At 32.5% G+C, this 12,696-nt stretch carries 13 protein-coding genes; 8 read left to right on the top strand and 5 right to left on the bottom strand.

Annotation, left to right across the window (positions count from 1 at the left end):
• Positions 1–130: 130 nt before the first annotated feature.
• The 6 genes from C6368_RS15260 (at position 131) to C6368_RS15235 (ending at position 5,716) form a co-directional block, all read left to right on the top strand.
• Positions 131–943: a ParA family protein gene (locus C6368_RS15260; RefSeq protein WP_107040092.1), complete on the top strand. Its 813-nt coding sequence runs from the start codon at positions 131–133 to the stop codon at positions 941–943.
• Positions 933–1,832 carry a ParB/RepB/Spo0J family partition protein gene (locus tag C6368_RS15255; RefSeq protein WP_107040091.1) on the top strand — a complete coding sequence of 300 codons (900 nt, stop codon included), beginning with the start codon at positions 933–935 and terminating at the stop codon, positions 1,830–1,832. Before C6368_RS15260 ends, C6368_RS15255 begins: the two co-directional genes overlap by 11 nt.
• 4 nt (positions 1,833–1,836) lie before the next feature.
• Positions 1,837–2,415 (top strand): DUF5683 domain-containing protein, encoded by a 579-nt coding sequence (locus C6368_RS15250; protein WP_107040090.1) that lies wholly within the window; start codon positions 1,837–1,839, stop codon positions 2,413–2,415.
• A 62-nt stretch (positions 2,416–2,477) separates the two neighbouring features.
• A complete protein-coding gene (dapB, locus tag C6368_RS15245) occupies positions 2,478–3,203 on the top strand; it encodes a 4-hydroxy-tetrahydrodipicolinate reductase (RefSeq protein ID WP_107040089.1) in 726 nt (241 codons plus the stop codon).
• Positions 3,204–3,215: 12 nt separating this feature from the next.
• The gene (lepB, locus tag C6368_RS15240) at positions 3,216–5,117 is read left to right on the top strand and encodes a signal peptidase I (protein ID WP_107040088.1); all 1,902 of its coding nucleotides are present in this window, start codon (positions 3,216–3,218) and stop codon (positions 5,115–5,117) included.
• Complete coding sequence (locus C6368_RS15235; RefSeq protein WP_107040087.1) at positions 5,117–5,716, top strand: WbqC family protein; 600 nt, start codon at positions 5,117–5,119, stop codon at positions 5,714–5,716. The genes lepB and C6368_RS15235 overlap by 1 nt, the downstream gene beginning before the upstream one ends.
• A 480-nt stretch (positions 5,717–6,196) precedes the next feature.
• Here C6368_RS15235 and C6368_RS15225 read toward each other — a convergent pair whose 3' ends face one another.
• From C6368_RS15225 to C6368_RS15215, 3 genes are all read right to left on the bottom strand, one after another.
• Positions 6,197–6,733: a GNAT family N-acetyltransferase gene (locus C6368_RS15225; protein WP_107040085.1), complete on the bottom strand. Its 537-nt coding sequence runs from the start codon at positions 6,731–6,733 to the stop codon at positions 6,197–6,199.
• 9 nt (positions 6,734–6,742) lie between these two features.
• The gene (locus C6368_RS15220) at positions 6,743–7,411 is read right to left on the bottom strand and encodes a SanA/YdcF family protein (protein ID WP_394336219.1); all 669 of its coding nucleotides are present in this window, start codon (positions 7,409–7,411) and stop codon (positions 6,743–6,745) included.
• A gap of 320 nt (positions 7,412–7,731) precedes the next feature.
• Positions 7,732–9,201, bottom strand: coding sequence for a hypothetical protein (locus tag C6368_RS15215; RefSeq protein WP_107040084.1), 1,470 nt, complete (start codon positions 9,199–9,201; stop codon positions 7,732–7,734).
• Between the two features lie 162 nt (positions 9,202–9,363).
• Between C6368_RS15215 and C6368_RS15210 the strand changes: the two genes are divergently transcribed.
• Entirely contained in the window at positions 9,364–10,056 is a 693-nt protein-coding gene (locus C6368_RS15210) for a pseudouridine synthase (protein ID WP_107040083.1), read from the top strand.
• Between the two features lie 16 nt (positions 10,057–10,072).
• Here the strand turns inward: C6368_RS15210 and C6368_RS15205 are convergent, their stop codons facing one another.
• On the bottom strand, positions 10,073–10,651 hold the full coding sequence (locus C6368_RS15205) for a DUF1287 domain-containing protein (RefSeq protein WP_107040082.1): 579 nt from the start codon (positions 10,649–10,651) through the stop codon (positions 10,073–10,075).
• A 129-nt stretch (positions 10,652–10,780) separates the two neighbouring features.
• Complete coding sequence (locus C6368_RS15200) at positions 10,781–12,028, bottom strand: cystathionine gamma-synthase family protein (protein WP_107040081.1); 1,248 nt, start codon at positions 12,026–12,028, stop codon at positions 10,781–10,783.
• A gap of 152 nt (positions 12,029–12,180) precedes the next feature.
• Here C6368_RS15200 and C6368_RS15195 point away from each other — a divergent pair, with 152 nt between their 5' ends.
• Positions 12,181–12,630, top strand: a complete 450-nt coding sequence (locus C6368_RS15195; RefSeq protein ID WP_107040080.1) for an Lrp/AsnC family transcriptional regulator — start codon at positions 12,181–12,183, stop codon at positions 12,628–12,630.
• The last annotated feature ends 66 nt before the right edge of the window (positions 12,631–12,696 follow it).

Below are 12,696 nucleotides of genomic sequence, written 5' to 3'. Positions count from 1 at the left end.
ATTAATTATAAACAGATAATTTCAAACAATTTTCTGTTACTATTATTTTGAAAAAATAAGCCTACGGATAATTTTTAAAACCGTATCTTGTTCACTCATTTGAATTTTACTTTAGAAAACAATAAATAACATGGCAAAGATAATTGCAATTGCAAATCAAAAAGGAGGAGTTGGTAAAACAACGACTGCTGTCAATTTAGGAGGCAGCTTTGGAGTTCTTGAATATAAAACTCTAATTGTAGATGCAGATCCTCAAGCCAATGCAACATCAGGAGTTGGATTCGACCCTAGACAAACACGTAATATTTATGATTGTCTGATCAATGATGTTCACCCTTCAGAAGTAATTTTATCAACAGAAAATCCGAATCTTGATGTACTGCCTTCACATATCGATTTGGTAGGTGCAGAATTGGAAATGATCAACATGCCTAATCGAGAGTATTTAATGCGCAAGGTGCTGGAAAAAGTAAAAGACAGATATGATTATATCCTAATTGACTGTTCACCATCTCTAGGATTGATTACTGTAAATGCATTAACTGCAGCTAATGCAGTTTTGGTACCCGTACAATCGGAGTACTATTCTTTAGAGGGATTAGGAAAATTATTAAATACAATTAAAATTATTCAAGGTCGTTTAAACACAGATTTAGATATTGAAGGGATTTTAATTACACTTTACGATTCTAGATTACGTTTAGCAAATCATGTTGTTGAAGAATTAAAAACACATTTCCAAGACTTGATTTTTGATACTGTAATTCATAGAAATACAAATCTTGCCGAAGCACCGTCGCATGGTTCTACAATCATTATGCACGATGCTACGAGTAAGGGAGCTGTGAATTACTTAAACTTAGCAAGAGAAATAATTCAAAGAGAAGAAGCCGCAAAATTAGCTGAAGAAAACAATAAAATTTCATTAGAAGATGAGCTCTAGTCAAAAAAAACGTCCAGCACTAGGAAAAGGATTAAGTGCATTATTAGAAAGTTCATTAACAGATATTACTTCTGAGGATTTATCAGATGCATCTGTTTTAGGATCTGTTGCCTTGTTACCAATAAGTGCGATCGAAGCAAACCCTTTTAACCCAAGAACTCATTTTGAAGAAAGTGCTTTGATGGAGTTAAAGGAATCCATAGCAACTCACGGAATTATTCAACCTATAACGGTTAGAAAGTTAGGCAGAAGTAAATATCAATTGATTTCTGGTGAGAGACGTTTCAAAGCATCACAGTTAGCAGGTTTAAAAGAAATTCCAGCATATATCCGAGTTGCGAATGATCAGACAATGCTTGAGATGGCTTTGGTTGAAAATATTCAGCGACAAGATTTAAATGCAATTGAAGTTGCTCTTTCATACCACCGTTTAATTCAAGAGTGTAATCTAACACAGGAAAAATTAGCTCAGCAAGTTTCTAAAAGCAGAACTTCTATTACCAATCATCTGCGTTTATTAAAATTACCAGCAAAAATTCAGTTGGCGGTTAGAGAAAACGAAATTTCAATGGGACATGCTAGGGCATTAGTTGGAATTGAGGATGACACGCTTCAAATAGAAATATTTGATAGAGTAGTCAATGAATCACTTTCTGTTAGAGATTTGGAGAATATTCTTCGTGAGGAAAAAAACAAAACAGAGGAACCTAAAAAGAAGGAAGCCAAGCCTGTTGTTACCAATCAACAAGTAGATTTTACTCAGGATTTTTCAGATAAAGTAGCTGCAAAAGTTCAAATTAAAAAGCAACCAACAGGTAATGGTAAATTGATTATCAACTTTAATTCTGAGGTAGACTTAAATAGAATTATCGAAATACTGAACGAATAAAAGGATGAGATTTTTTCTTGTATTTCTACTCTTTATTTGTGCTACTTTATCAGCACAAGAAACTGAGCAATTCAATAAATTTGAAAATGACTCTTCGATAGTTGTTCAAGAAAGAGATACCACTCATTCTCCTAAAAAAGCTGCACTTTATTCTTTAATTCCTGGAGGTGGTCAAATTTACAATCACTTGGCTATGCCAAAAGGTAAGAAAAAGGCATTTTGGAAGGTTCCAATTATTTATGCAGGATTGGGAGCAACTGGATTTTTCGCAATTCAGAATCACATAACCCAAAGAAATTTAAAAGCTGAATACTTATTCCGATCAGAGTTCGATACTCCAAATCTTCAAGAATATTCACAATATGATGATCAAGGGATTTTAACGTTGTTTGAAGACACCAGAAGATCAAGAGATTTAATGATTTTTGCCTTTATTGCTGTTTTCGGATTAAATGTATTGGATGCACATGTTGAAGCACATTTTGTAAACTTTGACATTTCAAAAGATTTATCACTTAACCTAAAACCTAGAATGCATGATTTCAAGACTCCGGGACTATCTTTGAGTCTAAATTTTCGTTAAAATAAGTTCTTATTATGCAAGAGAATACTAATTTTGTAACACTTCAAAAAAAATAATACTTTATGAAAGTTGTTCTGGTAGGTTACGGAAAAATGGGAAAAGAAATTGAAAAGATTTTAATTTCTCGCGGACATGAAGTAATTGGAAAAGCAACTGATGCTGCCCCATTAAATCAAGAAATGGTTTCAAGTGCTGATGTAGCTATAGATTTTTCAACACCAGACTCTGTACTTGATAATATTGAATTCCTGCTGAATAATAAGATACCGGCAATTGTGGGTACGACGGGATGGAATTCCTCTTACGACAAAGTAAAAGCTTCTTTAAAAGAAAAAGATGGCGCATTAGTTCATGCATCAAATTTTAGTATTGGTGTTAATTTGTTCTTTAAATTGAATGAGCAATTGGCGAAATTGATGCATCAATATACTGATTACTCTCCAAGCATTACTGAAATTCATCATACAGAGAAAATAGATGCTCCTAGTGGAACAGCCATAACCTTAGCAGATGATTTGATAAAGAATTACAAAGAACTTACAGATTGGTATTGCACTTTAAGTGAGAAAAATTCTCAAGAGGACAATAATCTTGAAATTAAAGCGCTTAGAGAGCATGATGTTAAAGGAACTCATATTATAGAGTATAAATCAGCCATTGATACCATATCCATCCAGCACGAAGCTCATAATCGAACTGGGTTTGCTTTAGGTGCAGTGATTGCGGCTGAATGGATTCAAAATAAAAAAGGAATATTTACAATGAAAGATGTTTTACAGCTTTCTTAAAATTTAAAAAAAATGTCTGCATTATATTTTTTCTTGTTTTTTCTTGTTTACCCATATATCGCAATGTGGTGGAAAAGTTTTCCAAAAGCAGGGCGCAAATCTTGGGAAGCATTAATACCAGGGTATAATTATGCGATAGCATCCAAAATTTCAGGTCAACCAGCATGGTGGGCATTTTTAATGTTAATCCCTGGAATTCATATTGTAATGTGGATGGTTTTTAATGTGAGTTACATTCGTAAATACGGATTTTTCTCATTAACGGATACCCTTCAAGGAATTTTCTTTCCTTTTATTCTCATGGCAAAAATTGCAAACGATGAAACAGCACAGCCTGTTTACACGACAGATTGGGAAAAACAAACAGATATTGAACGTAGAAAAAATGGAGATCATTTAGTTCTTTTTCTCACACTTCCAATTATTGGTCATGTAGTCGCTTATGCATTAGGTTTCTTACAAAAGAAGAAAAAAGGCAGAAAAACGGTAATAAAAGAATGGGGAGATAGTATTTTGTTTGCATTAGTAGCTGCAAGTGCCATTAGAACTTATGTATTTGAGCCTTTCCAAATTCCTACAGGATCGATGGAAAAAACCCTATTGGTGGGAGACTTCTTAGTCGTGAATAAAATGGCGTATGGCTCAAAAGTTCCAGTTACTCCTCTCTCCTTCCCTCTTGTACACAACACTATTCCATGGATAAACATAAAATCCTACACGACTATTGAAAAATTGGAATATACTAGACTTCCGGGTTGGGCAGATATTGAGAATTATGATGTTGTCGTATTCAACTATCCTTCTGGAGACACAGCTGTTTACGACCCAAGAATGCCAAACGGATTGATGGGACACGATTACCACGGTATCGTAAATAGTGAAGCAAGAAGGTTATTTGAAGAATCAATTGACAAAAGCAAAATTCCAAATAGCAATGCTTTACTTCAAAAAAGAAGTCAGGAACTTTCAAGTCAATACGAAGGTGCAGCACTGGATAGTGTAATGCAGTTAGAGGCTCAAAAACTTGATAACAATGTTCAAAAAATCATTGACGGTATTTACAAAGATTTCGTAGACAATATTGGCTATTGGCGTGAGAAAGCACGTTTTGAAATTGCAGAAAATAAAAGAACATTCTCGGGATCCGAAGGTAGAATGATTGAACATTATGGGGTGGTTTATCGTCCTGTAGATAAAAGAGAGAATTATATAAAACGCTGTATAGGAATACCGGGTGATTCATTAAGGATTGAAAATTCTCAAGTATATGTGAATGGAGAAAAAGCACCTATTTTCGAATTTCAAAACTTACAATATCAAGTGACTAACATCTCTTTACCATCACCACGAGTGATGAAGAGTAAATTTGGTTTAGAAATAAACAGAGATTATTACGGCAGCGGGAGCGTGATGAATTTAACAGCATCTGAATTAGAAACAATGGAAAAAAGCTACCCAGACGCTACTTTCACTCTCGTGAATAGAGAAAAAGGTGATATTTCTTCGCAATCTTCGGCTGAAAAAGTAAGTAATTTAGATTACTATCCTAAATCGTTTAATCACAACAACAATGTTTCGAATTTTGAATCTTTCTGGATTCCTAAGAAAGGAGAAACTATTGAGCTGAATGCTCACAATGTGGCATGGTATAAAAGAGTAATTACTGCTTATGAACTTCACGACTTCGCAGAAAAAAATGGAAAATACTTTATTGATGGAAAAGAAGCTACAAACTACACCTTCGAGCTAAATTACTACTGGATGATGGGAGATAATCGCTTCAATTCAGCAGATTCAAGAGTTTGGGGATTTGTTCCTGAAGATCATATTGTTGGAAAAGCATCAATGGTTTGGTACTCTAGCGATCCTAATGGTGGAGTTCGTTGGGACAGATTATTTACAGCAATTAAGTAATGATTTACTCTACGAATTATTTTGGAAGTATCCCCTATTTTCAATCTATTGCAAAATGCAGTGAGATTGTAATAGATATACATGAACATTATAAAAAGCAAACGTGGAGAAATAGAACCCAAATTTTGGAGAGCAATGGACCAATGTATCTAAGTGTACCCGTTATGCGACCAAATGGAAGTAAGTCTAAAGTAGGAGATATTAAGATTTCCCACGACACCAATTGGAGAAAAGATCACTGGAAAGCATTGCAAAGTAGTTATCAACATGCCCCATACTTTTTTTATTATGGCCCTCAAATAAAAGAACTCATTTATCAAGAAGAAGAAACACTTCATTTGTTCAACTTAAAAATTCTAAAACAATTATTGGATTGGTTGGATTTGGAAATTGAAATATCATTGAGTAACGAATACAGTATTCCTGATGGTCCAGAAGATTCCAGAATAAAGTTGGATAAAAAGCAATTTTCTATTCCTCAACACAGATATTTTCAAGTTTTTTCGGATAAATACCCTTTTTACCCTAATCTTTCGATTATTGATCTGATTATGAATGAAGGACCAATAGCAAGAAATTATATTCTTCCAAAAAATTGACCTTTTAGCGTTATTAAAAACCAATACAATTGATTTTCGTCCTTTTAACACTTTTTAAATAATTTACACTTGTCAATGTAATTAATTTGAGTACCTTTATAATGATTTAGGTGGTTAGGTTAGGTTGATTAGCAAGAGGGAACACGGACGCTCGTCCACTTCCCTCTTGCGCTTTTATAGAACTTATTTTTATATAAAAAATTGACTTTCGCCTCCAACCAAATAGATCGTCCTTTCAAGTATAAATTTTCTGCATTTTCACCGATTTTATCGTTCCATAATTGTTGATGCAATGAAGCTTTTCTCAATTGTGTTTGTCCAAAAATAATTATTCTTTGATTGTTATTAGAAGTAATAACTGAAATACAACTATTCAACGCAAATAAGCAATTTCTTATTTCCTTATGTTATTTCCTTGAATTAATAGAAAATACCTGAAAATAAACCTAAACTAGCTGGTAAATAATTGATTTATGGTATCTAACAAGTAATAAATCCATGAAAACACTTTTCCTTAAAATCATTTTCAAATTTTGTCAAAGTTACCTCATCAATTAAATGTGGATAGGACATTATTAATAATTGGATTGGAAAACCATTTTTTCTGTATGGTAATTGTTGATATTCATACTGATTAAGTTTGAAATCTAACCTTTCATAAAAACCAATTCTTCTTTTATTGGTTTCTGAATTAGGCAATTCGACTTCTAAAATAATTTTTTCATTGGAGTCAGAAATAAATTTCTTCAAAATTCTACTACCATATCCCTTACCTCGGTGTGAATCTATAGTTGCCATATGCTCAATATAGCGTAAGCCGTCAAACCTCCACCAAGCTAAAAATCCAATAAATTCGTCGTCAAATATAAATGCTTCAAGAACATAATCTTCATGTTCGAAAATCTTTTTCTGAACTCCCAACTCCCTTCTTTCATCAATAGGAAAGGAATCTAAATATAAATCCCAAGCCGCCTGGAAGTATTTGTTCATCACAGATTTGACAATAAACCGCTTCATTCGATAATATTAATTTATTCTAATCGGCTCTCCCAAGAATTTGGGCTCAACATTAAAAATCACATCAAGAACCGCTTTACTTCTGGCAAAATATTCACGCAATTGAGTTTTGAAACCATAATTTTTGGAAACATCTTTGGCATTAAAGCCAATCGCTTCCACTCCATAATGTTCAGCCAAGTATATGGCTCTTTCGTTATGAAACTTTTGAGAAACAATTGTTATCTTCTTCTGTCCAAAAACTTTCATAGCGCGAACAACAGAATCCAACGTACGAAAGCCTGCATAATCTAAGAATATTTTATCGGCAGGAACCCCTCTTTTAATGAGCTCTTGTTTAAATGCTTCGGGTTCATTATAATATTTGGTACTATTGTCTCCACTCACTAAAATAAATTCAATTTTACCACTTTCATACAATTGAACTGCAGCATTTATTCTATATTTAAAATATAAATTTATACCACCTTGGGCTCTATACTTAGCCGTTCCTAGCACCATTCCAACTTTATTATATGGAAGCTCACTTATACTTGAAAATGTTTTTTCATTTGAAGTATTCTCAACCAAGGAATTCGAAAAATAAGCAAATATTATAGGGAACAACAAAATCAATGAACCAAAAATTAAGAGCTTTTTATTCCCTCTTTTAAACAATGTTATTACTGGATTTTTCAATTGTATTTTTGATTTCTGTCATGAATAAAGTGAACCAAATCAGTATTCCAAAAACAAAAAAATAATCTGAGTGCATCAGGCCATGATTTACTATATGAATAAGCCGCAATATCTTTCTGAATCAAGTCCATGAATTTCTACAAGTTTGAAAGACTAATATAAAGATATACTTCGACATATTTTACTTTCATGATAAAAATCCATGTCAATTGAACAATAATTAGAAAGCTATCAAACAAAAGTAATTTGAAAAGACGAATTTAACCTCATCCTAATTTTACATCTTTCATCATTAATTGAAAGAAATCAATAGTTAAATTCTATAAAACCGTGTTCTTCATTCCTTCTAGAACAAAATACCAAGCATATCGCCACATAGATCTCGTTGGGTCCCGTTCAAAATCGACAACTTTACTATTTTTTTCTATAGGTGGGCTAAGTAATTTGCTTGCCATGAAAGAAATTATTTTACGCTCCTTTCCCTTCTCATTGTACATTTCAACTGCTATATCTTGAGATTCAATAGAGAATGTACCAGTTGCAGATCCTTTAGAAACCATGTGCGCTTTCAAATCGGTGATCTTTCCATTAAGCTCTACATTCACTGCAGGTCTAAGCATGCTATTTAAGGAATTCGTTTCAACATCCATGGCATGTGCATCCAAAATGAATGTCTCAACTGCTGCAAATTGATCATAGGAAATATCGACTCCAACAATTGATCCAGGGCTAACTGAAAAAGTACCTTTCAATAATGCGTTTTGATTCTTTGATTTTATATTATGTAAATGTGTAATCTTTGCATTTACTTCTTTTAATAAAATTGTACTCACTTCCCCATCTTCTCCCTTCATCGAATATCTAATTCTAGAGTTTTTGGCTTCTAAAGCATTCCCATCAATTTTGAAATTGAGCTTTTGAACCATTTGACCATAAGTTGGTTTATGTGGAGTATATTCTGGAATGGTTTTATCGCGATAAACATCCAAATCAAAGGAGTCAATCTGAATTTCATTCAACACAATTTTCTCTAATTTATTCTTATTAAGAATAAAATCTATACTATCTATTACCAAATTATGGGCAACTAATTGCACATGTTCTTTTTGTTGAGGTATGTGATTGATGTAGTCTTCCCTTGAATAACGGGTTATTAAACTAAAAGTATCAATTTCGAATTGATGATTTTGATAACTCAAATTATTCGCATGAATATCATGGAGAACTCCGGCATTTTGCCTTAAATACTTAACATTTAACTTTTCTAATTGACTAAATTGAATATCATTCAAGTTTTTTAAGTTAGCTTCCAATCCCACGCCAATAACCATAGTTAAGGTATCATTTTCGCCATCTTCCCCTAGTTCTATGGAATAAAAATCTAAACCCTCAATTTGAACTTTATTTAAAGCGAAAGTCTTTTTAGTGTTTTTTTTATCCTTTTTTTCTTTATTCGAATCAACTTTAGTAGAATCCGCACCTAATTTGAACTGGTTCAACTTAACGTTTTTAGCAAAAGACTTTTTAATTAGAATTGTATCAGAAGAAATTATTTTCATAATTCCTATTGACAATTTTACATCTTCAGCCTCGACTTCAACAACATCGTTTTTAAATTTTAAATTTTTGAAAACGAAATTCCCTCCAAAACTCATATCGAATTCTGCATAGGATAAGTTCTCTTGTTTTTTTAATTGTTTTTCAATATAATACTCAAGTGTAAATATAGCAGAAACATATAGTATTGCGAGAACTGCAAGAGTTATGGTAATTATTTTCAGTATCTTCATTTGTCAGTAAAAACAATAAATATAAATATTAAAACGATAGTAGATAGGAATATGAAATAATAAATATAACAATAGTCGAATGAAGGAAGCAGTCAAAATGAACATCTAAAACTGACTGACTCAAAGGGTAAAAAAACTATCTTTATCGGCACAAAATAACGAATGGAAGCAAACTTAGAAATCCTATATGAAGATGATTATATCATTGCGATAAACAAACCAGCGGGTTTGCTTGTTCACCGTTCGAAATTAGCAAGAGATGTTAAAGAATTTGCTTTGCAAATGCTCCGTAATCAAGTTGGTCAACATGTTACTCCAATACATCGATTAGACAGAAAAACGTCAGGTGTTTTATTATTTGCTAAACAACAAGAGTTTGTAAATGGATTTCAAACAGTTCTACAAGAGGAAAAAACTCAAAAAACATATATCGCAGTTGTTCGTGGTTTTTTTACAAATGAAATAGTAGTTGACCACCCTTTAATCAATGAAGCTGGAAAAAAACAAGATGCCTTTACTAAATTTCGATTATTGCAACAGATAGAAATTCCTTTAGCTCATGGAAAGTTCCAAACCTCTCGTTATTCAATAATTGAAGCACTTCCGAAAACAGGAAGAATGCATCAAATAAGAAAACATTTGAATCATTTGCGACATCCAATAATTGGCGATAGACCTCATGGATGCAATAAACAGAATGCGCTCTTCTTAAAAGAATTTAAACTTGAAAAAATGTTACTTCATGCAAAGAGTTTAGAATTAAGGCATCCATTTTTAGATGAAAATTTAAAAATAGAAGCTGGATTTCCAGAACATTTTCATGCAATGATGGAGAAATTGGGATTTAAAATATAACTGCAAGCACTTCAAGTCAATTCTTCAAAGTTCCATAATGTCCTGTAATTTTAAAACTAAACAAACAATCTTCGATTACTTGTCCTGCACCGATATTATGAACAATCAATGGTCTTTTTCCGTCACTCGATTTTCTATCTATAACAATTCCAATATGCGTCATTCCATTTTGGAGTTTCCAACTTACCACATCACCCGGAAGATAATCTTTTGGATCATCAGAAATAGTTTTTTCTGCTCCCTGACGTTCAAAATACTTCATTAAGTTTGGAACTCGCCTGTGATCAATATTTCTGTCAGTCGATTTTAACCCCCAATCTTTGGGATAGACTGAAAAATTCTTTTTCATATCTTCATGAACTTCTTTTTGCAAATCGATGTTAAGTTTTCTATAAGCACGAATTATCACATCTGTACAAACACCTTTTCCTTTAGGAATATCTCCATTTGGATATTCCATGGAATAGTAGCTAGGGTCGTAAACTACTTTATTCTGTGTTAATTCTAAAGCGGCATTTGAAAGCGCTATTCCATTTTGAGCAATTGAATTATTAATGAAAAGAAGACTAACGAGAAGGCATAGAATTAATTTCATCTTGGGAGATATTTTATTTTTTAAAAGCTAATCTATAAACAAAAAAAATAGGCAAATATTGTTTGATTAAGATGAATAAATATAATTCAAAATCTACAATATTTGCCCATTCCTTCTTTTCAAAAATGACTATATTGTATCTAGGGCTTGTGAAACATCAGAGATAATATCTTCAGCGTCCTCCACTCCAATGGAGATACGAACTAAATTAGCAGTCACTCCCATTTTCTCTCTTTCAATAGGTTCAAGAGCGCAATGCGTCATTGTTTTTGGATGTTGAGCCAAACTCTCAGTACTACCTAGGCTCACAGCCAACTTAATTAATTTAACATTGTTTAAAAACTTAAAAGCCTCTTTTTCTCCACCTTTTACATACAGAGAAATCATCGCTCCAGGTGCATTATACTGTCTCTTATACAATTTATATTGCGGTGAGTTTTCTGAAATTAAACCCAAATATTTTACTTTTTCTATTTTATCATGTTGATTCAAAAAGTTTGCAACCAATTGAGCATTTTGAGACTGTCTGTCCATTCTTATTTTTAGCGTCTCTAAACTTCTCAACATCAACCACGCAGTATGAGGACTAACCATATTTCCCAAAAATGTTCTTAAGGTTTTAACTCTAGTCATTAATTCAGAATTCCCCATTACAGCACCAGCAATTAAATCACTGTGTCCTCCAATAAACTTAGTTGCCGAGTAAACGACAAGGTCAGCTCCCATTTCCAATGGACTCGACCAAACGGGCCCCATATACGTATTATCTACACATACGTAAGATTTGTTTTCACCATTTTTATGTTTAGCCGCTATTCGGTTGCACATTTCAATATCAAAAATAGCATTTGTAGGATTGGCTGGTGTTTCAACATATACCAAACCTAGTCGGTCGGCCTTTCCAGTTTTTTTTATTAATTCCATTATTTCTTCTTCGGTATCCTCAGCATGAAAAGCAACAGCGGAAACTCCGATTCTTTTTAAGAAATCATGAATAAAATGATCAGTTCCTCCATAAGAAGGTGAACTATATAAAATTAAATCACCAGGTTTAAGAAATTCTAACATGACAGTGCTTATAGCAGACATTCCACTTTCAAACACTGCTGTGTCATCTGCTTTGTCCCATAATGACAAACGATTTTCTAGAATTTCAAGATTAGGATTATTAATACGACTATAAATTAATCCAAGTTCTTCATCTTGTTCTTTTTTTCTTAATCCATAAGCTACTTCAAAAAATGCTTTCCCTTCTTCAGCAGTTTTAAATACGAAAGTTGATGTTTGAAAAATAGGACATTTTATGGCGCCTTCTGACAATTCAGGTTTATAACCATAACTCATCATTAAACTTTCAGGCTTAAATTTATCTTTCATTTTACTTAGTTTTGTTCTAAACAAAGTTAATTATAAACAACATCCAATCTACCATTATATAAAATTTAGAATATTTTCCTAATTTCAAATTAAAATAAGTTCATTTGCACTTTTAATCATATTCGAAAATAGAATGAAAAGAAAAATTTACCATGAATACAATAGACGACATAGATAAAAACATCATCACTTTACTAAAAGAAAACGCTAAATTGAGCATAAAAGAAGTTGCTCATGCAATTGGCATGTCCAAAACTCCAGTTTATGAACGCATCAAAAAGTTAGAGAAATCTGGTATTATTGAAAAATATGTAGCCGTAATTAACAATAAGAAATTGGATAACGGGATGTTTGTATTTTGTTCAGTTTCATTGGAAGTGCAAAAACTTAAAGAAATAGAAATTTTTAAGGAAGAAATTAGTAAACTTCCCGAAGTACTTGAGTGCTATTTAATGGGTGGAGTGAATGATTTCTTATTGAAAGTAATGGTTAAAGACTTAGAAGCCTATCATCAATTCTCTTCTGGTAAGCTTGCAGCTTTGGATAATGTGAGTCAAATAAAAAGCACATTTGTTTTAGATGTTGTAAAAAAAGAATTTTGACTAACACACTTTAATGGTAATTTATGTTCACTATTCTGACTTTTGTCATTTGTAATTAAACATAAT

The organism is Brumimicrobium mesophilum (assembly GCF_003025005.1).
In the GTDB taxonomy this organism is placed as follows: domain Bacteria; phylum Bacteroidota; class Bacteroidia; order Flavobacteriales_D; family Crocinitomicaceae; genus Brumimicrobium; species Brumimicrobium mesophilum.
The sequence above is the reverse complement of the archived record's forward strand: the minus strand, read 5'-3'. Positions and strand labels throughout refer to the sequence as shown.